Raw genomic sequence first — 24,812 nt, forward strand, 5'->3', positions numbered from 1 at the left:
TCCTCGTTCGTTCTCATTCCTGTTGGAGATGCGCAGATGCGTTCCCCTGTTCTTTCTTCCGTAGTCCCGGCCTCGGCTCGTGATACCGCCGCCGCGGCGGCGAATCCGATTCCCGATCGCCCGATTGCTCCGGCGTTGCCCACCCGGTTGCGTCCCGCGGATCTGTTACGGCTGACCGACGAGACCGGTGAGGATGTGCTCGCCGGCCGATACGACCATCTGCTTCCCGAGGACGGCCGCTGGCCGCTGGTGGACCGGTGGGCTACGCGGTTGGCCGCCGATGACGAAGTCGATATCTGGCTGATCAGCTGGACGCCGGAGAAATCGACGAAACTGCACGATCACGCCGGTTCGCTGGGTGCGCTGACCGTGCTCAGCGGCGCGCTCGCGGAGTACCGCTGGAACGGATCCGAGCTACGCCATCGGGTCCTGGGGGCGGGTGATCAGGCAGCTTTCCCGATCGGCTGGGTCCACGATGTCGTCCGTGCTTCCGACCGGGTCGCGGTCGCGGGCCGTGCCGACCCCGGCCCGCTGGACCCGACGCTGAGCGTGCACGCCTATTCGCCCCCGTTGACTGCCATGTCCTATTACGAGGTGACCGGTCACGGCAACCTCCGACGTACCCACACCGTCCTCACCGACCAGCCCGAAGGTGATCTCTGATGCCGTCGATGACCATCGACCAAATGCTCGACCACGCCCGATCCCAGCTGCGGCGGATCCAGCCGATCGAAGTGCCTGCCGCGCTCGCGCGGGGCGCGATCCTGGTGGATATCCGGCCGGCGGCACAGCGGAACACCGAGGGGACGCTGCCCGGTGCGCTGGTGATCGAACGGAATGTGCTGGAGTGGCGGCTGGATCCGAGCAGTTCGGCCCGGCTGGCGCTGGCCACCGATCATGAGGTCGAGTGGGTCGTGGTGTGCTCGCAGGGCTACACGTCGAGCCTGGCCGCGGCCTCGTTGCGTCAATTGGGGTTGCATCGCGCGACCGATCTGGTCGGCGGTTACCAGGCACTGGTTGCTGCGGGTATGCGCACGGTGGCGACCGGTGCCGAGCACTTCACCAGGGAAGTTCGTTCGCTCGCGGTTCTCTGAATTGTTCGGTGTCCGGCGGCGAATAGATCCGGACCGCAATACATTTCCGTGCCGGCTCCGCACCGGCGGTATTTCCTAAGCAACCAAATGGTCTATTTTCGTGGTCGGTGGGCGTATCCCCGCGCCGATTCCTTATGGCGCCGTCCAGGGGCGGGCGGCTGACGAATCGATTTGCCGTGCACGCTAGGGTGGTTCGCTGTGAGCAACCCGAACTCCTCGTCATCCGGCGGCTCCGCGGGCACTGTTCCCGCGGGGCGATCCAGCCGCTCCGTGGAAGTCGACGACATCCCCGAGCAGATGCGGATCCGGCGAGAGAAGCGGGAACGGCTGCTCGCCGCGGGCGGTGAGGCCTACCCGGTGGTGGTGCCCCGCACCCATACGCTGGCCGAAATCCGGGCCGCCCATCCGGATCTCGCGGCCGATACCGCAACCGGTCAGCAGGCCGGTGTGGCCGGTCGCGTCATCTTCATGCGCAATACCGGGAAATTATGTTTCGCGAAGTTGCAGGAGGGTGACGGCACCACGTTGCAGGCGATGATCAGCCTGAACGGGGTCGGTGCCGATGCCCTGGCGGCGTGGAAAGCCGATGTGGATCTCGGCGATATGGTTTTCGTCCACGGTGAAGTCATCTCGTCGCGTACGGGCGAATTGAGCATTATGGCCGATTCCTGGTCGATGGCGTCCAAGTCGCTGCGGCCGCTACCCGTCGCCCACAAGGAGATGAACGAGGAATCGCGGGTCCGGCAGCGTTATGTGGACCTGATCCTGCGTCCGGAGGCCCGGGAGATGGCCCGTACCCGGGTCGCAGTGGTGCGGGCGCTGCGCAACGCGCTCGAACGCCGGGGTTTCCTCGAGGTCGAGACGCCGATGCTGCAGACTCTGCACGGCGGTGCCGCGGCACGGCCCTTCCGGACCCATTCCAATGCGCTCGATATGGATCTCTACCTGCGCATTGCTCCGGAGCTGTTTCTCAAGCGCTGTGTTGTCGGCGGGCTCGAGCGGGTCTTCGAGATCAATCGCAACTTCCGTAACGAGGGCGCGGATTCCACCCATTCGCCCGAGTTCGCGATGCTGGAAACTTATCAAGCGTACGGAACCTACGACGACTCCGCGCGGATGATCCGGGAATTGATCCAGGAAGTCGCTCGAGAGGCTCTCGGAACTGAGGTCGTGACACTTGCCGACGGGTCGGAATACGACCTCAGCGGCGAGTGGACAACCGTGGAGATGTATCCGTCGCTATCGGAGTCGCTGGGCGTCGAGGTCACTCCGGAAACAACTGTCCCGGAATTGTTGGCGCTCGCCGAACGGGAAGGTCTGGAAATTCCCGAAGGCAAGGGCTACGGCCACGGCAAACTGGTCGAGGAACTCTGGGAGCACGGCTACGGCGACAAGCTGGACAAGCCGACTTTCGTCCGTGATTTTCCGGTCGAGACTTCACCGCTGACCAGGCAGCATCGGTCGCGTGCCGGGGTTACCGAGAAGTGGGATCTGTATGTCCGCGGCTTCGAGTTGGCTACGGGCTATTCGGAGTTGGTCGATCCGGTCATCCAGCGCGAACGGTTCGTCGATCAGGCGCGGCTCGCTGCCGCCGGCGATGACGAAGCAATGGTTCTGGACGAAGACTTCCTCGCCGCGATGGAACACGGGATGCCGCCGACAACCGGAACCGGTATGGGAATCGATCGGTTGTTGATGGCGCTCACCGGATTGGGAATCCGGGAAACGATACTGTTCCCAATAGTGCGGCCGGTCGGCCGTTGAGCGATCGGTTTGCATAAGCCGATCGCTCGTCTTGGAATTTTCCGAATTCGAGGTATTCTTGCCTCGGGTAATCGGCCTGATTTTGCCGGGCCGCACGATTTCGAGAGGACGTTCATCTCATGGCAAAGAAGGTCACCGTTAGCCTGATCGACGATGTCGACGGTGAGTCCATCGCGGACGAGACCATCGAGTTTGCAATCGATGGAGTGTCGTACGAGATCGACCTGTCGTCATCGAATGCGGAGAAGCTTCGGGACGAGTTGGAACAGTGGGTTTCCAGCGCCCGGCGCGTGAGCGGCCGGCGCCGGGTGAAGTCCGCGGTTGCCGCCGGTGCGGGCAACAGCAAGGGACGTGCCACGATGGATCGCGAACAAAGCGCCGCAATTCGTGAGTGGGCACGGCGGAATGGTCACAAGGTTTCCGCGCGCGGGCGTATCTCCGCCGATATCACCGATGCGTACAACAAGGCCTCGAAGGGATAGTTCTTCTTTCAACCGTCGTTCGCTCGATATTTTCTACGCAGCGGACGGCGGTCGGTCTTTCTCGATAGCGAATAGGAATTACCGCTGGCCCCGGCGCTGTGTGCCGGGGCCGCTGCGCTCAGCGGTGTTCAGTCTTGCTCCACCGCCCGTTCGCCCGGCACCATAGGGGTGTTTGGTTGTACCGGGCCTGTGCGGTCGGGGTGGTGTCCGGCAGGTACTGCCGGTATGGAGAGGTCAGGTAGCGGCGCAGTGTCCGGATCCGTCGGATCGTTTCTACGTTTCACCGATGACGAAGGCCGGCGGCGTGAGGTGATGCTGACCCCCGACCGGCAGCGGATCACGATAGGCCGTTCGGCCGGCGCGGACCTCTCGCTGCGCTGGGATGCCGAGGTTTCGCGATTACATGCCGCCGTGGAATACCTCGCCGCGCAATGGACCATCGTGGACGACGGGCTGTCCCGCAACGGCACGTTCATCAACGGCGAAAGGCTGCACGGCCGCCGCCGCCTCATGCCGGGCGATCGCATCCGGGTGGGCACTTCCATGGTGTCGTTCCACGATTTCAACGGGGTCGCCGACGATGCGACCCGAGCCTCCAGCGGCACCGTGCCGACCGTCCGGTCGCTCACCGAGGCGCAACGCGGTGTGCTGATCGCCCTGTGCCGCCCGTACAAGGGTGATGCCGGTTTCGCCGCCCCCGCGACCAATCAGCAGATCGCCGACGAACTGTTCCTCAGCGTGGACGCCGTCAAGACACATCTGCGCGCACTGTTCGCCAAGTTCGGCGTCGAGGATCTGCCCCAGAACCAGAAGCGCGTCCGGCTGGCCGCGCTCGCCATGCGCAGCGGGCTCATCAGCGATCGCGACCTGTAGACCTGCGGTTATCCCGACGGGCCCGAATCGGCGTGTTCGCTCTCGGCAAAACCGGAGTGGGAAACGAATACGTGGGTATGGGCGTTATGAATGAATAGCGCTGCGACCGGCCCACAGATCATTAGGGTGGACCGGCGGCAGTGAGACCACCCGCCAACTAGAGTGGGAGGCGGGGGCCGCAACCCCTGGCCTTCATGGCAGGCTGAGTCCGACGGTTGTCCACGACACACCACGGCGTCAGCCGGTCATAGAGTCCGGAGCAGGAGAGTGAGGGAGCGATGTTCGAGAGGTTCACCGACCGCGCAAGGCGTGTCGTCGTCCTGGCCCAGGAAGAGGCCCGGATGCTCAACCACAACTACATCGGCACCGAGCACATCCTGCTGGGTCTGATCCACGAGGGTGAGGGTGTCGCGGCCAAGTCGCTGGAGTCGCTCGGTATCTCGCTGGAGGGCGTGCGCAGCCAGGTCGAAGAGATCATCGGCCAGGGCCAGCAGGCTCCGTCCGGCCATATCCCGTTCACCCCGCGTGCCAAGAAGGTGCTGGAACTGAGCCTGCGCGAAGCGCTGCAGCTCGGCCACAACTACATCGGCACCGAGCACATCCTGCTGGGCCTCATCCGCGAGGGCGAGGGAGTTGCGGCCCAGGTCCTGGTCAAGCTCGGCGCCGACCTCAACCGCGTCCGCCAGCAGGTCATCCAGCTGCTGTCCGGTTACCAGGGCAAGGAGCCGGTGGAATCCGGTGCCCGCGGGGAAACAGGTACGCCGTCCACTTCGCTGGTCCTCGATCAGTTCGGCCGTAACCTCACCCAGGCTGCGCTGGAGGGCAAGCTCGACCCCGTGATCGGCCGCTCGAAGGAGATCGAGCGGGTCATGCAGGTGCTGAGCCGCCGTACCAAGAACAACCCGGTGCTGATCGGTGAGCCCGGTGTCGGGAAGACCGCCGTGGTGGAGGGCCTGGCCCAGGCCATCGTCAACGGCGAGGTCCCCGAAACACTGAAGGACAAGCAGCTCTACACCCTCGACCTGGGTTCCCTCGTCGCGGGCAGCCGCTACCGCGGTGATTTCGAAGAGCGCCTGAAGAAGGTGCTCAAGGAGATCAACACCCGTGGCGACATCATCCTGTTCATCGACGAGCTGCATACGCTGGTCGGTGCGGGTGCCGCCGAGGGCGCCATCGACGCGGCCTCGATCCTGAAGCCGAAGCTGGCCCGCGGTGAGCTGCAGACCATCGGTGCCACCACCCTCGACGAGTACCGCAAGTACATCGAGAAGGATGCCGCCCTGGAACGCCGCTTCCAGCCGGTGCAGGTGGGCGAGCCGACCGTCGAGCACACCATCAACATCCTCAAGGGCCTGCGCGACCGCTACGAGGCGCATCACCGGGTCTCCATCACCGATACCGCCCTGGTCGCCGCCGCCACCCTGGCCGATCGCTACATCAACGACCGGTTCCTGCCGGACAAGGCGATCGACCTGATCGACGAGGCCGGCGCCCGGATGCGTATCCGCCGGATGACCGCCCCGCCGGACCTGCGCGAATTCGACGACAAGATCGCCGATGCCCGCCGGGAGAAGGAATCGGCGATCGACGCCCAGGACTTCGAGAAGGCCGCGCGGCTGCGCGATAAGGAAAAGCAGCTCGTCGCCAAGCGTGCGGAGCGCGAGAAGCAGTGGCGCTCCGGTGATCTGGATGTCGTGGCCGAGGTCGACGACGAGCAGATCGCCGAGGTGCTGGCCAACTGGACCGGTATCCCCGTCTTCAAGCTCACCGAGGAGGAGACCACCCGTCTGCTCCGTATGGAGGACGAGCTGCACAAGCGGATCATCGGCCAGGAGGATGCCGTCCGGGCGGTCTCCAAGGCCATCCGCCGCACCCGTGCCGGCCTGAAGGATCCCAAGCGTCCCTCCGGCTCGTTCATCTTCGCCGGTCCGTCCGGTGTCGGTAAGACCGAGCTGTCCAAGGCGCTGGCGAACTTCCTGTTCGGCGACGACGATGCGCTCATCCAGATCGATATGGGCGAGTTCCACGACCGCTTCACCGCCTCGCGGCTGTTCGGTGCCCCTCCCGGGTACGTCGGCTACGAGGAGGGCGGCCAGCTCACCGAGAAGGTGCGCCGCAAGCCGTTCTCGGTCGTACTGTTCGACGAGATCGAGAAGGCCCACCAGGAGATCTACAACACCCTGTTGCAGGTCCTCGAGGACGGGCGTCTCACCGACGGCCAGGGTCGTACGGTCGACTTCAAGAACACGGTGCTGATCTTCACCTCGAACCTCGGCACCTCGGATATCTCGAAGGCGGTCGGCCTGGGCTTCACCCAGTCGAACAACGAGGGCTCGAACTACGAGCGGATGAAGCTCAAGGTCAACGACGAGCTGAAGAAGCATTTCCGGCCCGAGTTCCTCAACCGTATCGACGATGTGATCGTCTTCCACCAGCTCACCACCGATCAGATCGTGGAGATGGTGGATCTGATGATCAACCGCGTCGGCGTCCAGTTGAAGAACAAGGATATGTCGATGGAACTCTCCGACAAGGCCAAGAGCCTGCTGGCCAAGCGCGGATTCGATCCGGTGCTGGGTGCGCGGCCGCTGCGTCGCACCATCCAGCGCGAGATCGAGGATCAGCTCTCGGAGAAGATCCTGTTCGGCGAGATCGGCGCCGGCCAGAACGTGGTGGTCGATGTCGAGGGCTGGGACGGCGAAGGGTCCGGCGAGGACGCCCACTTCACCTTCACCCCGAAGACCAAGCTCACCAAGGACGAGGGTGAGAAGAAGCCGGAGGTCGTGCTGACCGGTGCCGGTGAGGGCACCACCGAGGCCGCCTCGGGCGAGTAGGAACAACACGCGAAGGGCCTGCCCGGCTGTATTACACAGCCGGGCAGGCCCTTTCGTATGCCCGGAGCCCCGGGACGTTCCATCGCAGAACTCAGGGGCGTGCAGGCGGGTGCGCGCGTAGGCTGACGGCAAGGGAACAACTCGAATGGGGGTAACGATGACCGATCCCGCGCAGAGCCTGATCGCCGTCCTGCTGGACCGCTCCGGCTCCATGCAATCGATCAAATCCGATACCGAAGGCGGATTGGCCGCCTTCTTCGAAGAGCAGCGCAAGGTCGAGAAAACCGTACGGGTGACCTTCGCCCAGTTCGACACCGAGTACGAATGCCTGTACTCGAATACCCCGCTCGAACAGGTCCCGCCGCCGGTCCTGTACCCCCGCGGCGGTACGGCGCTCTACGACGCGATCGGGAAACTGGTCACCGATATCGGTACCGAGCTGGCGGCGCGTCCCGAGTCCGAACGCCCGGGCACGGTGATCGTCGTCATCCTCACCGACGGCCACGAGAACTCCAGTCGCGAATGGACCCATTCCGCTGTGCGTTCGCTGATCCAGCAGCAGCAGAACGACTACAACTGGGATTTCCTGTTCCTGGGCGCCAATATGGACGCGGTGCAGATCGGTACCGACCTCGGTTTCGCGCCCCAGCAGTCGATCACCTACGGCGCGGCCCCGGCCGGCGTGCAGGGGGTCTTCCGGGCCGCGGGCGCGTATTCGTCCCGGCTGCAAGCTCCGGGCGCCCCGGGGGCGGCCCGTGCCGCCGGGTTCACCGACGAAGAGCGGCAAGGGTCCAACCCGGGACAGTAACCGCCTCGGTCGCCGCGGACTGCATACCAACCCGTACCCATGACTGCGGCGGGCCCGCCGTGGCGGCCGAAGCGCTTTCTATCGGGTCGCCGGACCGATCCCGGTGCCGTCCTCGGTGAGCGGGAGACTTCGGTGCCTTCGGTCGAAAGCGGCCCGCTCTCGGCTAATCCGTTGTAGTGGGTCCTGTTTCGACCCGGTCCGGCGATTTACCACGGACGGCCGGCCGGTCGGAAGACGGCGTCGTCCGCTTGGTCTCGTCCGAGCCGGAACCCGATCCCGTCCCGGCCCGTGATCGCGGTGCCTTGTCCGGGTCGAATGCGATACGTAGCGGCCGGCTCGGTAACCGTGCCGCCACCCGGAAACCGCCGCTGGGTTTCGGGCCGGCCGTCAGGGCGCCACCGAGTGCGTGGGTGCGTTCCCGCATGGCGATGATGCCCATACCGCGCGTCGGGCCCGTCTGTTCGGGTTTACCGGTGGGCCGGGTGTTGTCGACGGTGAGGTCCACGGAATCGGTGGTGAACCGCACGGTGACCGTGGCCTCGGCGCTGGGCGCATGCCGGATGACATTCGCCAGGGACTCCGTGATGATCTGGGTCGCCGCCTCGTCGATGGCACCCGGTAGCGAACCGGCGGTACCGATCACCTTGGTGTGCACGGTCAGGCCGGCCAGCCGAGGCTTACGGAGTAGTTCCTCCAGATCCGACATCGTCGGATCCGGTTCACGCGGTGGTGGGGCAGGCGCCGCAGGTGGGGAGGAGCTCCGGCCCGCCTGCTCGGGGGCCCCGGCCGGGCCGGCGCCACCTGCCCGGTCGCGGCGGCCGAAACCGCCACGCCGGGCACGCTTCTCCCGCTCACCGCGCGCCCCCGGATCCGGATCACGGCGCCGTTCGCGGTCGGGCCGCGCCGGTTCGGCCGGCTCCACCGACTGGATAGCGTGGCGCAACGCCTGTACGTCTTCGAGGGCATTACGGCTGGTGGTCTTGATTTCGGCCACCGTGCCCGCGGCCTTCGCCGATTTGTTCTCGACCTGTTGCAGCGCCATCCCCGACTGCACATTGATCAGCGAAAGATTGTGTCCCACCACGTCGTGTAGCTCCCGCGCGATCACCAGGCGTTCGGTACTCACCTCGAGTTCGCGTAGCCGCTGCGCGGCGGTTGCGGTTGCGGCGTCACGCTCCCGGTACACCTGTAGCAGTGCGCGGCGCTGCCGCAACAGCACCACCAGGGCGACGGTCAGCGCAAGCCAACCCAGTAGCCCGAACATCTGCCAGTTCGTCATCGCGGACTCTCCACCTGCACCACCCTATTCGCACTTCGCGCGAAGGCGGCGGTGCACACCCGGATTCCCGGTGTAGCAAGGCGTTTGCCGGTCCGTATCCGCCGATCGGAGCCGGAACGATGAACGGCGGCGCGACGATCGGCGCATCTGCGGCGGCACCTGCCCCGACGCGGGTATGGTCCAGAGATGGTCGACCAGCAAGTGCGTGTACCGGACCTGTCAGCGCGACCGTACGAGCTGACAGTGGAACGGGTGATGAAAGCATCGCCCGAACTGTTGTACCTGGCATGGACCCAGGGATTCGATATCTGGTTCGCCGAGCCCGCGACGGTGCGGATGCGGCCCGAGGTGAACGAGCCGTTCTATTTCGAAACCGCGCACGAGGGAAGTATGCACCCGCATTACGGGCGCTTTCTACAGCTCGAACCGGGGCGGCTCGTCGAAATGACCTGGGTGACCGGAGCGGCGGGGACCGAAGGCGCGGAGACCGTGGTCCGGGTGGAACTCGTCAAACAGCCCCGCGGTATCCGGTTACGCCTGCGGCACAGCGGGTTTGCCGGTGAAGCCGCCCGCGACCGCTACCGCGCGACCTGGCCCAAGGCGCTGGCCCGCCTCGACGAACGAACCGCTGCGATCGGTTGACGGGTACGGGTAGTTTCGGAACGGACCCGAACATATTCGTCTTCGAAAGGATTGTGATGCCCACACGTACGGCGCGCACCGCATGGACCGGTGGTCTGCAGGACGGCTCCGGCCAGGTCGAGCTGGTCAGCTCCGGAGTCGGTAAGTACGAGGTGTCCTTCCCCAAACGTTCCGCCGAGGAAGCCGGCGGCACCACCAGCCCGGAGGAGCTGATCGCGGGAGCGCACGCGTCCTGCTACGCGATGGCGTTGTCGAACGAGATCGCCCAGGCGGGCGGTACTCCGGAGAGCCTCGACGTCTCGGCCGCGGTCACGCTCGGCCCGGATCCGGCCGGTGGCTTCCGGATCAGCCGGATCGCGCTGACCGTGCGCGGCCGGGTGTCCGGACTGGACAATGCGGCTTTCACCACGGCGGCCGCCGCGGCCAAGTCGGGATGCCCGGTGAGCAAGGCTTTGGCCGGAGTCGACGAGATCACTCTGGACGCCGCACTCGAGTCCTGAGCCGTTGCCCGGGCTCTCCCGCGAACGCGGGGAGCCCGGGCAACTCGGCCGCTAGCGGCGCATGCGCGTGAACCACGCGCGTGCCTCCGGCGTGTACATCGCCGGGATCGCGATCAATACCGTGCAGAAATGCCCGATACGGGTGATCGCGACAAGCGCGTTCTCGACCGTCGTATCGGGTAGGAGGTCGCCGGCGCTGTCGGCTGCTACGAGCGCGCTGAGCGGCTCCACCAGCAGTGAGGCCGTGCCGAATACGCCGATCCCGAGCGCGAGCGTGAGACGGGCCCAGCGGTCACCGCGCAGCATCCGCCACGCCACCACCAGCACCACGACGTAGATACCGGTGCGCATCAGCCATCCGGCGGCAAGGGAGCCGAACCCGGTCGATTGCCCGAACTGCACCACGCTGTGGACCGCTGTTTCCGCGACACCGAAACCCACCGCGGCGACCAGCGCGCGAAACGCGAGAGTGACCGACCGAGGGCGTGGCATGGTGGCAGGGGCGCTGTCCACAACGCGTAAGCCGATCTCGTTCATGCCCCCGACACTGCCGCGGCCGTACCGGAACGGGAATCACCCTGCCGTAGCAGTCCTTTCCGCTACCCGAGTAGGGCGGCGCGTGCCCCGCTCGGTGAGCGCCGGCGAACCGGCCCCCACTTCGGTCACCCCGGGCCGCAGCACATAACCAGGCGCGGTGATGAGCACGAATGGTCGCACAGGCCACGCCACCATTCGACGGTGGCGTGGGCGGCTCGGGAGGATCGGTCAGGCGTTCTTACCCGAGACGTCGAGCACCACCTCGAACTCCAGCAGCGAAGCGCCGGTGGCCACCGGTTTGTTCTGCTGCCCGGCATGCGCGTCCTTGGCCGGGCCGTCCCGCCAAGCCGCGAAGGACTCCTCGGAATCCCACTGGGTGACGACGAAATACCGGTTCTCCCCGGCAGTCGGCCGCAGCAGCTGGAAGCCGAGGAATCCGGGGGAGTTCTCGACGGCGTGCGCGCGGTGGGCGAACCGCTTCTCCAGTTCGGGACCCGCGCCCTCGGGGATCTCGATCGCATTGATCTTCACAACAGCCATACTGCGAGCTTAGTGCTGTAGTTCTCTAGGTGCTCCAGGACGCGGGTTCCGGGGCTGTCGACCGCTGCTGTCGGGTAGATACTCCGCGGCGGAGTGATGTCGGGTGGACTATCCGAAAAGGGGCGGGCTGTAATTTTGGAGACGCTCCGCGTCTCGAGGGTGGGGCCCTTATGGGCCCGGTTCTTCACTCCTGCGCTCCTCCGCTTCGCTCCCCCGCTCCGTCGCTCCAGAACCGGGCGGGCCCCACCCTGGAACCATACGAAGAGGTGGGATTCGCGGTCTGGGTGGGCTCTGGCAGGGCTACACAGGCCTCGGGGTGGGGGCTGTGGGGGCGAATTACACTCGGGCCGGTGTTGCACGACGAAGGTGGGTCCGGGGTTCCGATACTGCTGCTGCACGGGTTGATGGGGAGCGCTCGGACCTGGGCGGATCAGCTCGACTGGCTGCGCGGCTACGGTCATGTGTATACCTTCGACGCGGCAGGGCACGGGCGGCCCGCTCCGGCCGAATTGACGACCGATGCGTTCGTCGCGGATCTGGCCGCGGCCACCGGCGGGATCGGTGAGCCGATGGTCGTCATCGGTCATTCCATGGGCGCCCTGCACGGGTGGGTCTTCGCGGCCGAGCATCCGGAGCGGGTGCGGGCACTGGTGGTGGAGGATATGGCGGCCGATTTCACCGGCCGTACTGCCGCGCACTGGGCGGCCATGATCGAGGCCTGGCCGCAGCCGTTCGCCGACGAGGCTTCCTTGCTGGAATTCTTCGGCCCGGTCGCCGGGCGTTATTTCCAGCGCTCATTCGACCGCACCTCGGACGGCTATCGGCTGCACGGCGAGATCACCACATTCCGCGATATCTCCGAGGAATGGGGCACTCGTGCGTTCTGGCCGCAGTGGCGGCAGGTGCGGGTGCCCACCCTGCTCATCGAGGGCGAGTACACCATCACCCCGCCGGGGCAGATGCGCCGGATGGCCGATCTCCATCCGGACGCCGAACATATCGTGATCCCCGAGGCGGGCCATCTCGTGCACGACGACCAGCCCGGCCGCTACCGTGCCGCGGTCCAGCGATTCCTCACCCGGGTGCTCGCCGCGAAAACAGCACCGCGCGGCTGACCGTTCCGTCTGTGCAGGCCGCGGGCGCACCGTCTGTCCGGGCGGGTGAGCCGGCCCTCGGGCAGTGGGTTCGGATACGTGGCCCGGCCGGTCTCAGCCCTCGCCCGCCAGTGCGAACCGGCCGTCCCGGGTCTGCTCGATCAGGCCGTCCACCAGCAGCGAATCCAGCGCACGGTCGCGCTGCCCGGGGTCGCGGGTCCAGGCCAGGTCGAGGCGGACGCGGTCCACGGGTTCGGCTGCTGCACGCAGCACATCGAGTAGCCGGCCGCGTGCCTGCCGGTCGGTGCCCTCGTACTTCTGGGTGCGCCGGGTCGATTCCTGGCGTGGCCGGCCCGCCGTCACCCAGGCGCAGCGAGGCAGTGGGCAGCGGGTGCAGTCGGGGGTACGGGCGGTGCATACCGTCGCCCCGAGTTCCATCAGGGCCGCGGAGAAGATCGCCGCCCGGTCCACCCGGGTGGGTAGCAGTGCCTCGGTTTCGTGCAGGTCCCTGGTAGCCGGATTACCGGCCTCGCCGCGTCCGTGTACGGCCCGGGCCACCACCCGGCGAACATTGGTGTCCACCACCGGAACTCGTTGTCCGTAGGCGAAACAGGCGACCGCCCGCGCGGTGTAGTCGCCGATACCGGGCAATCCGAGCAGGACCTCGACATCGCCGGGGACCTCGTCCCCGTGCTCGGCCGCCAAGACCTGCGCGCATTCGTGTAGCCGCAGGGCACGCCGGGGATAACCGAGCTTGCCCCAGGCCCGTAACACCTCGCCCGCGCTCGCCGCCGCCATTGCCGAAGGCACCGGCCAGCGAGCCACCCATTCCCGCCAGATCGGTTCCACCCGCGCTACCGGGGTCTGCTGCAGCATGATCTCGCTCATCAGGATCTGCCATGCGGTCACCCCGGGCCGGCGCCACGGTAGGTCGCGGGCGGTGCGGGCATACCAGTCGATCAGCACATCGGAATCGACCAGGGGTATCTCGCCCGCAGTGCCGTGGCCCGCCTTCGTCACCGGTCCGCCGACTGCTCCGCTGCTCACCCGAATCGCTCCGTTCTCACTGTGCAATGCCACCGGCGGCGCGGCTACCGACGCCGTGCCGTAACGGGACCGAAGCCGGGGGCAATCTCGAATCGTGCAGAATGGACACCATGCCCCAGTCCAACCCGGTGAGTGCCTGGAAGTCGCTGCGCGAAGGTAACGAGCGCTTCATGAACGGCACATTGCAGCATCCTAGTCAGGGAATTGCCGACCGAGCCAAGCTCGTCGGTGGCCAGAGTCCGACCGCTCTGCTGTTCGGCTGTGGTGATTCCCGGGTGGCCGCGGAGTTGATCTTCGATCAGGGCCTCGGCGATATGTTCGTGGTGCGCACGGCCGGCCATGTGATCGACGCCTCGGTCCTGGGTTCCATCGAGTACGGCGTGGCGGTGCTGAACGTACCGCTGATCGTGGTCCTCGGCCACGACAGCTGTGGTGCTGTCAAAGCGACACTGGACGCACTGGACGGCGGTGAGGTGCCGGGCGGGTTCATTCGCAGCGTTGTCGAGAAGGTCACCCCGTCGATGCTGATCGGCCGTCGCGAGGGGCTGGAAACAGTCGACGAGCTCGAAGCCCGTCACGTGGTGGAAACGAGCAGCCTGCTCATGGAACGGTCGAAGATCGTGTCCGAGCGGGTGGAAGCCGGCGACTGCGCCATCGCGTGCGTCACCTACAAGCTGGCCGAAGGTCGTGCTCAACTGCAGCGTGTGGTCGGTGAGATCGGCGAGACCGTCTGACGGCAACCGGCAGGTGTGGTCCGGCCGCAAAACCGGCCGGACCCTCGCGGTGGCAGTTCCGGGGCAGCTCGTGGTGTGCCGTTGACCGTCACCACCGCCGAATGCGCTTACCGTTGACACGTGTTGGAACCGACAGGACCGTTACCGCCGGAGATCTACTGGCGGCGTCGCGCTTTTGCCATCGGAGCGCTGGTGGTTGCGCTCGCGGTGGTGATCTGGCTGGCCGTGACCGTAACCCGGGGTGGCGGTTCGCCCGAGGCGACCGGCGCCGCGGCCTCGTCCACGGCGAGCTCGGAAGCCGCGGCGAGTTCGGCGCCGTCGGCCACCACGACCACCACGGAGAAGTCGTCTGCCACGACCTCGGCCGCCGAATCGTCGCAGCCCGCGCCCGCCGCGTCCGGGCAATGCGCCGACCAATCGCTGGCCATCAAGGTTTCGGTGGCCCAGCCGACCTATCGGGTCGGGGAGGAACCGGTTTTCGGGATCGTGATCACGAATATCTCCGGTGAGCCCTGCACCCGCGATATGGGGTCGGGGTTGCAGCGGGTCTCGGTGCAGACGCTGGACGGTGGACGGCAGTTGTGGGCCAGTACGGATTGCTATCCCGACGGTGAACCGGATCTGCGCACTCTCGATCGAGGTGAGCAGGCCGCCTTCACGGTGACCTGGACCGGTACCACCTCGCAGCCCGAATGCGCGGGGGAGCGGGTGCAGGTTCCCAGCGGGGCCTACCACGTGGTGGCGCAGCTCGGGGCGGTCCGTAGCGCACCAGAACCGTTCAACATCGCGGAATAGCGGTCCCGGCCGGAGGCCGGTAGCGTGGCGCGGGCTACTTCTTCTTCGACAGGCCCGCCAGCCGCAGCGCGGCCCGCAGGCTGGCCGCCTCGTGCAGGGCCATACCCGTGTTCTTCGCGGTGACGCCCGGGGGCACTACCGCGTTCGTGAACCCGAGTCGTTCGGCTTCGGCCAACCGGCGTCCGGTGGCGGTGATCCGGCGGACCTCGCCGGCCAGTCCCACCTCACCGAGGATCACCCAGCCCGGCGGGAGCGCGGTATCGCGGGCGGCGCCGGCGATGGCCAGTGCGATGGCCAGATCGGCAGCGGGTTCGGTGAGCCGCATACCACCGACCGTTGCCGCGTAGACATCCTGTTTGCCGACATAGAGCCCGCAGCGGCTCTGCAGGACGGCCAGCACCATGGCGACCCGGTTGTAGTCCAGTCCACTGACTGCCCGGCGTGGTGCCGGTACCTGGGTGTCCACCGTGAGCCCTTGGACTTCGCCGACCAGCGGCCGCTTCCCGTCCATCGCCACCGTCACCGCCGTACCGGGCACCGAATCGGTCCGGTGGTGCAGGAACAGACCGGAAGGGTCTGTCACACAGGCGATTCCGTCATCGTGTAGTTCGAAACAGCCCACCTCGTCGGCACTGCCGAAACGGTTCTTGATACCGCGCACCATCCGCAGTGTCGAATTCTTGTCACCCTCGAACTGCAGCACCACGTCGACCAGATGTTCCAGTGTGCGCGGCCCGGCCACCGCCCCGTCCTTGGTGACGTGGCCGACCAGCAGCACCGCGATACCGCTCGTCTTGGCCAGTGAGGTGAGTGCCGCGGTGACCGCCCGGACCTGCGTGACCCCGCCGGTTACGCCGTCGCTATCGGTGGCCAGCATGGTCTGCACCGAATCCACTACCAGCAGTGTGGGTTTCACCTGATCGACATGTCCGAGCAGAACCGACAGGTCCGATTCGGCCGCCAGGTACACCCGTTCGTGTACCGCTCCTGTCCGGTCCGCCCGCAAGCGCACCTGCCCCGCGGATTCCTCCGCGGTGACATACAGGGCGCGCTCGTCGCGCTGTCGTGCCCAGCGATGCGCGACCTCGAGCAGCAGGGTCGATTTCCCCACCCCGGGCTCACCGGAGAGCAGTACCACCGACCCCGCGACGATACCGCCGCCGAGTACCCGGTCGAGTTCGGAAACCCCCGTCGACCGGGCCGTCGTTGTCTGCGAATCGATCCGTGAGATCGGCGCGGCCGCGGTACTCGGCAGCATCGCTTTACGAGCCGCCGGTGCACCGGCGGCTCCCGCGGCGGGCAGCGCCTCGTCGACGGTGCCCCACGATCCGCAGGCCGGGCATTTACCGACCCATTTGGCAACCTCGTGCGCGCATTCCGAGCACCGATAGACGGCTTTGGTCTTGGTCACTGCCACAGCCCCGCACCTTACGCACACCGACCGACAGCAAGACCTGCGCCGACGAAGTCGGCGCCGAAAGACTCAGTGCCCGCCGGCCGATCCGGTGGTGCTCTTGGAGAGCTCGGATTCGTGGCGGGGGGACTCGATACCGGCGTCGACCGGGACCTCGACCTGGACGGTGCCGTTCTCCTTGAAGTTGAACGACACGTTGTAGGTCAGGCCCGGGGTGATGTTCTGGGTCAGCCCGGTGATCTCGATGGCGGCGGTTTCCGTCTCCCCGGCCTCGGTGTCGACGGTTTCGCCCGTGGTGTGGGTTTCCGCGCCTGCCGAGGGGGTCGAGACGACGATCGTTTCGGAGGGGGCGATTTCGATCTTGTCGCCGTCGGCCGGGGTGATCTTCACCGTGCCGAGGTCGGTGGTGACGCCGGTGAGTTCGTCGGTGACGGTTTCGCCGGTGTTGATGATCGACAGCGCCAGCGCCGCCTGGCCGCCCGCGGTGTTGGTGTGGGTACCCGATCCCGGGTAGACGATATGCACATTGCGCAGCGAGATGCTGCCGGCTTCGGCGGTGTTGCCGTTGATCGCCGCGACCTGATCGGCGGTCTGCGAGACCTGGCCGGCGCTGCAGCCGGACAGGATGATGGCCGCTCCGGCGGCGAGCGCGGCGACCGGCACCAGGCGCCGGCGCCGCCGAGTCGAGGCGACCGGGCTCGCGGCAGTCACAGCAGTCAGGGCAGTCACGGGTTGTCCTCCATGTCCGAGTGGGCGCACTCCAACTAGGCACTGTAGTAGTCGCCGTACGGGCCCGGATGCACCGGGCGGCGTCAGGGGGTATTGCGGGATCGGTACTGTGTGATTTGTCGCACCTATGGCCCGCGGGTATCGCTTCCGGGCGGCCGAGCGGGTAATGCTTCGTAGCGGGGTGTCCGGTGGGTCGTGCGGTCGGGTCTTCGGTGGCGCCCCTGGCCCCCGCTGACCGGTAACGATCCGGCTTCCGTGCCCAGGTTCCCGGCCCCGGTGTACCGCGGTGCCCGCCGGTCCGGTGGAGTGTGGGGCCGACACCCGTTCGGCCCCAACGTGATGCACACCAAACACGCCCTGTCAAGCCCCAGTACCTGGTCGTTGTGGCCCTGACCTGCGCAGTTGATCGCGCCGTTATCGAGTCGCGTGTTAAACTGTGAACATCGAAAGGGGCACGGGACACATGATTTTTAAGGTCGGAGATACCGTCGTTTATCCCCATCATGGGGCGGCTTTGATCGAAGCTATCGAGACCCGCACCATCAAGGGTGAGCAGAAAGAGTATCTGGTCCTGAAGGTCGCACAGGGTGACCTCACTGTTCGGGTTCCCGCGGAAAACGCGGAATACGTCGGCGTTCGCGATGTCGTGGGCCAGGAAGGCTTGGATCGGGTCTTCCAGGTGCTGCGAGCGCCACATACGGAAGAACCCACCAACTGGTCCCGCCGTTACAAGGCCAACCTCGAGAAACTCGCCTCCGGCGATGTGAACAAGGTGGCCGAGGTCGTTCGTGACCTGTGGCGCCGGGAACAGGATCGTGGTCTATCCGCGGGCGAGAAGCGGATGCTGGCCAAGGCACGGCAGATCCTCGTCGGTGAGCTGGCGCTCGCCGAGGGGACCGATGACGGCAAGGCCGAGACGCTCCTCGACGAGGTTCTCGCCGCGGCGTCCTGACCGTGTACGAACCGGACGGGTCCGGCCGTAACGCCGGACCTGTCATCGCGTTGGTTCCTGCCGCCGGTCGTGGTGAACGTCTGGGAGCAGATGCTCCGAAGGCGTTCGTCCCGGTCGGCGGCACACCCATGCTCGGGTTGGCTGTCCGTGGATTGATGGCTGCCGGGGTTGTCGACGAGATCATAGTGATGGTGCCCGCCCAACTCGTCGAGGCAACGGCAGCTCTGCTCCCGCCCGCGGCACCGGCTCGGATCGTGGCCGGTGGCGCCGAACGCACCGATTCCGTGCGCGCCGGGCTGGCGTATACCGGTGCGGCCGCCCACGTACTGGTGCACGATGCCGCACGGGCGCTCACCCCGCCCGATCTGATTGCCCGGGTGGTGGCCGAACTGCGGGCCGGCCGCCCCGCCGTCGTACCGGCGCTACCGGTGGTCGATACCGTGAAATCGGTCGATACCGCCGGCATCGTGACGGGTACGCCGGACCGTTCCGCCCTACGCGCGGTGCAGACTCCGCAAGGTTTCGCCGCCGATGTGCTGCGCCGCGCCTACGAGTATGCGGAGAGTGCCACCGACGATGCCGGCCTGGTCGAACGGCTGGGTGTCGACGTGCACACCATCCCCGGCGACCCACTCGCATTCAAGATCACCACGCCGCTCGACCTGCGCCTGGCCGAAGCCGTGCTCGAGGGAAAGCAGGTGGCCGGGCGATGATGGATTTCCGCGTCGGTATCGGCACCGATGTGCACCCGATCGAACCGGGCCGGCCTTGCTGGATGGCCGGGCTGCTGTTCGACGGTGAAGACGGTTGCGCGGGGCATTCCGACGGCGATGTGGCTGCCCACGCGCTGTGCGATGCCCTGCTGTCGGCTGCCGGGCTCGGTGATGTCGGATCGGTCTTCGGGACCGGCCGCCCGGAATGGGCGGGGGTGTCCGGCGCCGCCATGCTGAAGGAAGTGCGGCGGCTGCTCGAAGACTCCGGATACGCGGTCGGCAACGCCGCGGTCCAGGTCATCGGTAACCGCCCGCGGATCGGGCCACGGCGAGCGGAGGCCCAGCAGGTGCTCGGTGATCTGCTCGACGCGCCCGTTTCGGTATCCGGCACCACCAGTGACGGGCTGGGTCTCACCGGCCGCGGTGAGGGTATCGCCGCGGTCGCCACCGCACTGCTGCACTGTCCGGGGCGGCCGAGCGATCTCCCCGAGGACCGGTAACCGGACACGATCGGGGACAGCGAAGCCGCTTCACCCAGCAAGAGCCGAAGAGCCCGGGGCCCGTCGACACCGTATGAGCACGGCACTGCCGGCCCCGTCGCGGTGGCAAAGATCACCGCCCTGTCATCAGGATCGTTGCCATGCTCCGCCGCAACTGTCCTTGCCGCGACAGTGCGGCCGAATGCCGTAGTACCGGTCGTTGCCGCTACCCTGCCCATATCCCCGCTGCACCACTTCCGAGTGCAATCCACAAACGAAACTAGGATCGACTGCCGTGACGCTGCGCCTGTTCGACACCGAGAAACGGACCCTGCGTGATTTCACGCCGCTGGTACCCGGACATGCCTCGGTGTACCTGTGTGGGGCGACCGTGCAGGGTCTGCCGCATATCGGCCATGTGCGCAGCGGTGTGGCGTTCGATATTCTGCGCCGCTGGCTGGCCGCGGGCGGGCTGGATGTGGCGTTCATCCGCAATGTCACCGATATCGAGGACAAGATCCTCACCAAGGCGGCCGCGGCCGGTCGGCCGTGGTGGGAATGGGCTGCGACGCACGAGCGCGCCTTCGACCGCGCCTACCGGCAGCTCGGGGTGCTTCCGCCGTCGGCGGAGCCGCGGGCGACCGGCCATATCACCCAGATGGTCGACTTGATGCAACGGCTCATCGACCGCGGGCACGCCTACGCCTCCGAGGGCAATGTGTATTTCGATGTCCGCAGTTACCCGGAGTACGGCGATTTGTCCGGGCACCGGCTCGAGGATGTTCACCAGGGCGAGAGCGCCGGGACGGGTAAACGCGACCCGCGCGATTTCACGCTCTGGAAAGCCGCGAAACCGGGCGAACCCACGTGGCCGTCACCGTGGGGCCCCGGTCGCCCCGGCTGGCATCTGGAATGCTCGGCGATGGCCGAGTTCTACCTCGGTTCCGAATTCGATATCCACTGCGGTGGAATGGATCTGGTGTTCCCGCACCATGAGAACGAAATCGCCCAGTCCAAGGCGGCCGGCCACGGTTTCGCGCAGTACTGGTTGCACAACGGCTGGGTGACCATGGGCGGCGAGAAGATGTCGAAATCGCTCGGCAATGTGCTGTCCATTCCGAATGTGCTGAAATCCGTGCGTCCGGTGGAATTGCGCTTCTACCTGGGCAGTGCGCACTACCGGTCCATGCTGGAGTATTCCGATAAAGCGCTCGCCGACGCCGCTCAGTCGTATCAGCGGATCGAGGCTTTTGTGCAGCGGATCGCCGAACGCGGCGGTGATATCCCGATGGGTAAATGGACCGACGGTTTCGCGGCTGCCCTCGACGACGACCTCGGTGTCCCGAAGGCACTCGCCGAAATCCATCACGGTGTCCACGAGGGCAATCGCGCACTGGATGCCGGTGTGCTCGAGACCGCCCGCGAACATGCGGGCCAGGTCCGCGCCATGCTCGATGTGCTGGGGGTCGATCCGCTCGATCCGCACTGGCATACCGCCGCCGATCATTCGGCCGCCGACGCCGCCCTCGACGTACTGGTCGGTGCCGAACTGGAACGCCGCCAGCAGGCTCGGGCGGCGAAGGACTGGGCCACCGCGGACGCCGTCCGCGACCGCTTGCAGGCGGCCGGCATCGAAGTGACCGATACCCCGAACGGTGCCGAATGGTCGCTGGGCACACCTACCCCTGGAAAGGCGGGCTGATGGCCGGCAATTCACAACGTCGTGGTGCGATCCGCAAAGGCGGCAGCAAGAAGGGGCAGGTGGTCGGCTCCGGCGGGCAGCGCCGCCGTGGACTGGAAGGTCGCGGGCCGACACCTCCCGCGGAAGCGCGCACCAAACATCCCGCGGCCCGCAAAGCCGCCGCGAAAGCGCGTGCCGCTCAGAAGAGTTCGACCGGCCGTGGTGCCCGCCCGGCCGGCCGGCACGGTGACGACGGGCCGGAGCTGGTCCTGGGCCGCAATCCGGTGGTGGAATGCCTGCGTGCCGGGGTCCCGGCGACCGCGCTGTACGTGGCGGTCGGTACCGAGAACGACGAGCGGCTCACCGAAAGCGTGCGTATCGCCGCCGATACCGGAATATCCATCCTCGAGGTGCCGCGCACCGATCTGGACCGGATGAGCTCCAACGGTTTACACCAGGGGATGGCACTGCAGGTGCCGCCCTACCGGTACGCACATCCGGACGATCTGTTGTCCCGGGCCCAGCAGTCGGTGGAACCGGCGCTGCTGGTGGCGCTGGACAATATCTCCGACCCGCGCAACCTGGGTGCCGTGGTGCGTTCGGTCGCGGCGTTCGGCGGGCACGGCGTGGTGATCCCGCAGCGGCGCAGCGCGAGCGTGACCGCGGTGGCCTGGCGGACCAGCGCCGGCGCGGCTGCCCGGCTGCCGGTCGCTCGCGCCACCAATCTCACTCGCACGCTCAAGGATTGGGCTGCCAAAGGGGTCCAGATCGTCGGCCTGGATGCCGGCGGTGACACCTCGCTCGACGATTTCGATGCCACCGGGCCCACAGTGATCGTGGTGGGGTCCGAGGGCAAGGGGTTGTCCCGGCTGGTCCGAGAGAATTGTGACGCGATTCTGAGCATTCCCATGGCGGGTCCGGTGGAATCGCTCAACGCCTCCGTAGCGGCGGGCGTCGTACTGGCCGAAACAGCACGACAGCGCCGCGCCTGACCTTGCCGCGCCGGCCCCCCACCGTTTGCTCCGTAGCGCCTGACTCCGTAGCGCCGCGGCGGGACCGCGCCCGGAATCTACTGCTCGGCGGCGGTCCGTGCTGCCCTGGTGATTCGGAGCGCCGCTTCCTCGTCGCCGCCGACCGTACTCCGCGCCCGCGCGGGGTACGGTGCCGCGCCGGTATTGCAATGACCGGCCCAGATGCTGGGGTGCAGCATCCCCTTTGGGCACGGAGGCGGTGGCGTTGATGGACAGCACGATGGCGGTGGCGTTGTCGGGCCGGTTCGGTGGTGCCGGGATCGGCGGCTCGGGCGCAACATCGCCGACCGGCTCCGCGGCGCTGTCCGGGACGGGGGCGCTCGGGCCACTCGCGGTCCCGGTCAGCGGGCGGTTCCACGCCGATTCGGTCGCGCCCGGACCGCAAAACCGCCACCGCACCGTAGAATTCGTTGTGTGGTGATACCCAACACGCCCATCGGTAAGCCGGTCGAGCACCCGTATGCGACGGCGGTGCTGCTCCTGGGTGCGGTCAGCCTGCTGTGTTTCGGGCTGACCGGGCCGGTGGCCTGGGCGATGGGTAAACGCGCACTGGATCAGATCGACGAATCGGGCGGCGCCTACGGTGGCCGTACACAGGTCGTGGTCGGGTTCATACTGGGTGTCATCGGCACGATTCTGGCGGTGCTGATGGCGCTGCTGTTCGTCCTGGTATTCATCACCGGCGGCTGACGGCGATCAGTCCAAGCTCTGCTGCCCGGTCCATTTCCCGGGTTCCCAGGTCGGCCATTCCTCGGTGACCGAACCCGACCAGGTGGGCTGGCGGCGTTCCCGGAAGGCCGTCATCGCCTCGCCCGCGTCCCGGCCGCCGGCGATGTGATCGTTCAGATCGGCCTCCAGTTGCGCCACCGTCGCCGGTTCCAGGCCGGCCCCTTCCCAGAGCAGGCGTTTCGACAGGGCCGCGCTCAGGGGCGCCGAACCGCCCGCGATATCGTGCGCGACCGCCATCGCGGTCGGTAGTACCTCCACCGCGGGCAGGCAGGCATTGGCCAGGCCCATCGCTTTGGCTTCGGCGCCGTCGAAGGTGCGGCCGGTGAGCAGGATATCGGCGGCGTTGGCGAGACCGGCCAGCCGCGGCAGTGTCCAGTGGGCGTAGCCGTCGGCGAGTACGCCGCGCCGCACCTGGCTCAGCGCGTACACCGCGTCGTCGGCCAGGTATCGCAGATCGCATTGCAAAGCGAGTGCCAGGCCGACGCCCACCGCATGCCCGTTGACCGCCGCGATCACCGGTTTGCGGATCCGGAACGGGGGCGGGTCGATACTTGCGCTCACCTCGCCCACCCGGTCGGACAGATCTGCCCCCGCGCAGAATGCCGGGGGAGTTCCGGTGATGACCACGACCCGGATCGCGTCCTCGGCGTCGCACCGCTTCAACGCCGCCCCGAGGGCTTCGGTCATGGCGGGATTGAACGCGTTCTGTTTGGCCGGCCGATTCAAGGTGAGGACGGCGATGCCCGCTGAGACATCGACGAGCAATTCCGAACTCATGGTGGGGAGTGTATTGGTGAACGGCCGCGCCCGGGGTTTCGGGCCGTAATCAGCGCAGCACTTTCCGGCTGATGGCGTATTTGTGGACTTCGGTGGGGCCGTCGTAGAGCCGGAACGGGCGCATATCGCGGAAGATCATTTCGACGACCGTTTCATCACTGACGCCGATACCGCCGAGGATCTGGACACAGCGGTCGGCGACCTTGAACAGTTCCTCGGAAACGAAAGATTTCGCCATCGAACTCTCGTGGCGGGCCTTTTCGCCCTGGTCCATGAGCCAGCAGGTATGCCAGATGGTGAGCCGGCACTGGTGCAGTGCGATCTCGTTATCGGCGATCATGAATGATACGCCCTGGTGCTCACCGATTGTTTTACCGAATGCGGTGCGGGTTTTCGCGTGGTCGATGGCGATGCTCTGGGCGCGTTCGGCGGCGCCGAGCCAGCGCATGCAATGAGTGAGGCGGGCCGGGGCCAGCCGCAACTGGGCGTAGCGCAGGGCTTGTCCCGCTTCGCCGAGCAGGGCGGATTTCGGCAGCGTGAGGCCGTCGAACCGAACCACACAGTGCCCGGCCACATAGTTGCGGTCCATGGTGTTCATGGTGCGTTCGATGACGATGCCCGGCTGGTCGCCGTCGGTGAGGAAGAGGGTGGGGCCGGCCGGGAGATGCGGGTTCTCGGCGAGCTCGGCCATGATGATCCAGGTTTTTGCGCCGTTCGCGCCGGTGATCAACCATTTGCGGCCGTCGATGGTGAAGTTCTCGCCGTCGAAGGTCGCGGTGGTGGACAGCTGGGCCGGGTCGGAGCCGGCGCCGTCGGGTTCGGTCATGGCGAAAACGGAGCGCTGGTGGCCGTCGATGACCGGTTTCAGGTAGCGCTCGGTCTGGTCCGGATCGGCGATCTTGGAGAGCAGGAACATATTGCCCTCGTCGGGGGCCGCGCAGTTCATCGCGACCGGGCCGAGGGTGGACCATCCGGCCGCTTCGTAGAGAACGGCCTGTTCGACATGGGTGAGACCGCGGCCGCCGAGTGCGGTGGGTGCCTGGATGGTGAGCAGATCCTCGGCGCGGGCCAGCTCCACGAGTTCCTGGCGCAGTTCGTCGGTGGGGCCGTGCGAGGTGAGCCGGGGGTCGCGCTCGTAGGGCACGATCTTATCGGCGACGAACTGGCGGATCCGGTCGCGTTCGGCGGCCAGGTCGGCGGGAATCGTGAAGTCGATCATGTGGTGCCCTTCGTTCCGGGAGCGTTACGCACGAGCATACGAAACCCCCGGTCCCCGACTGAAGG

At 66.8% G+C, this 24,812-nt stretch carries 27 protein-coding genes; 19 read left to right on the plus strand and 8 right to left on the minus strand.

Translation table 11 applies throughout. From position 1 onward, the window contains the following. Positions 1-36: 36 nt before the first annotated feature. The 7 genes from ON22_RS01790 to ON22_RS01820 all read left to right on the plus strand — a co-directional run bounded on the left by ON22_RS01790 (position 37) and on the right by ON22_RS01820 (position 7,855). On the plus strand, positions 37-663 hold the full coding sequence (locus tag ON22_RS01790; RefSeq protein ID WP_081595258.1) for a cysteine dioxygenase: 627 nt from the start codon (positions 37-39) through the stop codon (positions 661-663). 8 nt (positions 664-671) lie between these two features. Continuing rightward, a complete protein-coding gene (locus tag ON22_RS01795) occupies positions 672-1,094 on the plus strand; it encodes a rhodanese-like domain-containing protein (RefSeq protein ID WP_033244504.1) in 423 nt (140 codons plus the stop codon). Between the two features lie 297 nt (positions 1,095-1,391). After that, positions 1,392-2,858 (plus strand): lysine--tRNA ligase, encoded by a 1,467-nt coding sequence (lysS, locus tag ON22_RS01800; protein WP_051157081.1) that lies wholly within the window; start codon positions 1,392-1,394, stop codon positions 2,856-2,858. Positions 2,859-2,977: 119 nt separating this feature from the next. Continuing rightward, positions 2,978-3,340, plus strand: a complete 363-nt coding sequence (locus tag ON22_RS01805; RefSeq protein ID WP_033243970.1) for a histone-like nucleoid-structuring protein Lsr2 — start codon at positions 2,978-2,980, stop codon at positions 3,338-3,340. 249 nt (positions 3,341-3,589) lie between these two features. Beyond that, on the plus strand, positions 3,590-4,213 hold the full coding sequence (locus ON22_RS01810) for an FHA domain-containing protein (RefSeq protein ID WP_033243971.1): 624 nt from the start codon (positions 3,590-3,592) through the stop codon (positions 4,211-4,213). A gap of 278 nt (positions 4,214-4,491) precedes the next feature. Then, positions 4,492-7,047, plus strand: a complete 2,556-nt coding sequence (locus tag ON22_RS01815; RefSeq protein WP_033243972.1) for an ATP-dependent Clp protease ATP-binding subunit — start codon at positions 4,492-4,494, stop codon at positions 7,045-7,047. 157 nt (positions 7,048-7,204) lie between these two features. Continuing rightward, positions 7,205-7,855 carry a vWA domain-containing protein gene (locus ON22_RS01820; RefSeq protein WP_174375538.1) on the plus strand — a complete coding sequence of 217 codons (651 nt, stop codon included), beginning with the start codon at positions 7,205-7,207 and terminating at the stop codon, positions 7,853-7,855. Between the two features lie 163 nt (positions 7,856-8,018). Here the strand turns inward: ON22_RS01820 and ON22_RS01825 are convergent, their stop codons facing one another. Beyond that, the gene (locus tag ON22_RS01825) at positions 8,019-9,134 is read right to left on the minus strand and encodes a sensor histidine kinase (RefSeq protein ID WP_051157059.1); all 1,116 of its coding nucleotides are present in this window, start codon (positions 9,132-9,134) and stop codon (positions 8,019-8,021) included. Between the two features lie 186 nt (positions 9,135-9,320). On the opposite strand from ON22_RS01825, the gene ON22_RS01830 reads away from it, so the two are divergent. Both ON22_RS01830 and ON22_RS01835 read left to right on the plus strand, forming a co-directional pair. After that, a complete protein-coding gene (locus ON22_RS01830) occupies positions 9,321-9,776 on the plus strand; it encodes an SRPBCC family protein (RefSeq protein ID WP_033243973.1) in 456 nt (151 codons plus the stop codon). A 56-nt stretch (positions 9,777-9,832) separates the two neighbouring features. Further along, complete coding sequence (locus ON22_RS01835; RefSeq protein WP_033243974.1) at positions 9,833-10,276, plus strand: OsmC family peroxiredoxin; 444 nt, start codon at positions 9,833-9,835, stop codon at positions 10,274-10,276. A 51-nt stretch (positions 10,277-10,327) separates the two neighbouring features. Here ON22_RS01835 and ON22_RS01840 read toward each other — a convergent pair whose 3' ends face one another. Both ON22_RS01840 and mhuD read right to left on the minus strand, forming a co-directional pair. After that, positions 10,328-10,813, minus strand: a complete 486-nt coding sequence (locus ON22_RS01840) for a hypothetical protein (RefSeq protein ID WP_033243975.1) — start codon at positions 10,811-10,813, stop codon at positions 10,328-10,330. A gap of 228 nt (positions 10,814-11,041) precedes the next feature. Then, positions 11,042-11,353: a mycobilin-forming heme oxygenase MhuD gene (gene mhuD / locus ON22_RS01845; RefSeq protein WP_033243976.1), complete on the minus strand. Its 312-nt coding sequence runs from the start codon at positions 11,351-11,353 to the stop codon at positions 11,042-11,044. Positions 11,354-11,703: 350 nt separating this feature from the next. Here mhuD and ON22_RS01850 point away from each other — a divergent pair, with 350 nt between their 5' ends. Further along, on the plus strand, positions 11,704-12,468 hold the full coding sequence (locus ON22_RS01850; protein WP_033243977.1) for an alpha/beta fold hydrolase: 765 nt from the start codon (positions 11,704-11,706) through the stop codon (positions 12,466-12,468). A gap of 93 nt (positions 12,469-12,561) precedes the next feature. Here the strand turns inward: ON22_RS01850 and ON22_RS01855 are convergent, their stop codons facing one another. After that, the gene (locus ON22_RS01855) at positions 12,562-13,434 is read right to left on the minus strand and encodes an HhH-GPD family protein (RefSeq protein ID WP_169332442.1); all 873 of its coding nucleotides are present in this window, start codon (positions 13,432-13,434) and stop codon (positions 12,562-12,564) included. Between the two features lie 170 nt (positions 13,435-13,604). Between ON22_RS01855 and ON22_RS01860 the strand changes: the two genes are divergently transcribed. Both ON22_RS01860 and ON22_RS01865 read left to right on the plus strand, forming a co-directional pair. After that, positions 13,605-14,228 (plus strand): carbonic anhydrase, encoded by a 624-nt coding sequence (locus ON22_RS01860; protein WP_033244509.1) that lies wholly within the window; start codon positions 13,605-13,607, stop codon positions 14,226-14,228. Positions 14,229-14,348: 120 nt separating this feature from the next. Further along, positions 14,349-15,023: a hypothetical protein gene (locus tag ON22_RS01865; RefSeq protein WP_033243978.1), complete on the plus strand. Its 675-nt coding sequence runs from the start codon at positions 14,349-14,351 to the stop codon at positions 15,021-15,023. A 34-nt stretch (positions 15,024-15,057) separates the two neighbouring features. Here ON22_RS01865 and radA read toward each other — a convergent pair whose 3' ends face one another. Next, positions 15,058-16,434 (minus strand): DNA repair protein RadA, encoded by a 1,377-nt coding sequence (gene radA / locus ON22_RS01870; protein WP_033243979.1) that lies wholly within the window; start codon positions 16,432-16,434, stop codon positions 15,058-15,060. A gap of 72 nt (positions 16,435-16,506) precedes the next feature. Further along, complete coding sequence (locus ON22_RS01875) at positions 16,507-17,166, minus strand: copper chaperone PCu(A)C domain-containing protein (RefSeq protein ID WP_231508542.1); 660 nt, start codon at positions 17,164-17,166, stop codon at positions 16,507-16,509. Between the two features lie 463 nt (positions 17,167-17,629). On the opposite strand from ON22_RS01875, the gene carD reads away from it, so the two are divergent. The 7 genes from carD (at position 17,630) to ON22_RS01910 (ending at position 22,712) form a co-directional block, all read left to right on the plus strand. Beyond that, the gene (gene carD / locus ON22_RS01880) at positions 17,630-18,118 is read left to right on the plus strand and encodes an RNA polymerase-binding transcription factor CarD (RefSeq protein ID WP_011206964.1); all 489 of its coding nucleotides are present in this window, start codon (positions 17,630-17,632) and stop codon (positions 18,116-18,118) included. A gap of 2 nt (positions 18,119-18,120) precedes the next feature. Then, positions 18,121-18,831: a 2-C-methyl-D-erythritol 4-phosphate cytidylyltransferase gene (gene ispD, locus ON22_RS01885; protein ID WP_033243980.1), complete on the plus strand. Its 711-nt coding sequence runs from the start codon at positions 18,121-18,123 to the stop codon at positions 18,829-18,831. Continuing rightward, positions 18,831-19,331, plus strand: a complete 501-nt coding sequence (gene ispF / locus ON22_RS01890) for a 2-C-methyl-D-erythritol 2,4-cyclodiphosphate synthase (RefSeq protein WP_033244511.1) — start codon at positions 18,831-18,833, stop codon at positions 19,329-19,331. The genes ispD and ispF overlap by 1 nt, the downstream gene beginning before the upstream one ends. A gap of 274 nt (positions 19,332-19,605) precedes the next feature. Further along, entirely contained in the window at positions 19,606-21,012 is a 1,407-nt protein-coding gene (gene cysS / locus ON22_RS01895) for a cysteine--tRNA ligase (RefSeq protein WP_033243981.1), read from the plus strand. After that, positions 21,012-21,983, plus strand: a complete 972-nt coding sequence (gene rlmB / locus ON22_RS01900; protein ID WP_033244512.1) for a 23S rRNA (guanosine(2251)-2'-O)-methyltransferase RlmB — start codon at positions 21,012-21,014, stop codon at positions 21,981-21,983. Before cysS ends, rlmB begins: the two co-directional genes overlap by 1 nt. A 247-nt stretch (positions 21,984-22,230) precedes the next feature. Continuing rightward, entirely contained in the window at positions 22,231-22,443 is a 213-nt protein-coding gene (locus tag ON22_RS01905; protein WP_156052277.1) for a hypothetical protein, read from the plus strand. After that, positions 22,437-22,712, plus strand: a complete 276-nt coding sequence (locus ON22_RS01910) for a DUF4190 domain-containing protein (RefSeq protein ID WP_033243983.1) — start codon at positions 22,437-22,439, stop codon at positions 22,710-22,712. Before ON22_RS01905 ends, ON22_RS01910 begins: the two co-directional genes overlap by 7 nt. Before the next feature lie 6 nt (positions 22,713-22,718). Here the strand turns inward: ON22_RS01910 and ON22_RS01915 are convergent, their stop codons facing one another. Together ON22_RS01915 and ON22_RS01920 are read right to left on the minus strand one after the other, a co-directional pair. Beyond that, positions 22,719-23,528, minus strand: coding sequence for an enoyl-CoA hydratase/isomerase family protein (locus ON22_RS01915; RefSeq protein WP_033243984.1), 810 nt, complete (start codon positions 23,526-23,528; stop codon positions 22,719-22,721). Between the two features lie 49 nt (positions 23,529-23,577). After that, entirely contained in the window at positions 23,578-24,747 is a 1,170-nt protein-coding gene (locus ON22_RS01920; RefSeq protein ID WP_033243985.1) for an acyl-CoA dehydrogenase family protein, read from the minus strand. Positions 24,748-24,812: the final 65 nt, after the last annotated feature.

It is taken from the genome of Nocardia carnea NBRC 14403 (assembly GCF_000308515.1).
Taxonomy (GTDB): domain Bacteria; phylum Actinomycetota; class Actinomycetes; order Mycobacteriales; family Mycobacteriaceae; genus Nocardia; species Nocardia carnea.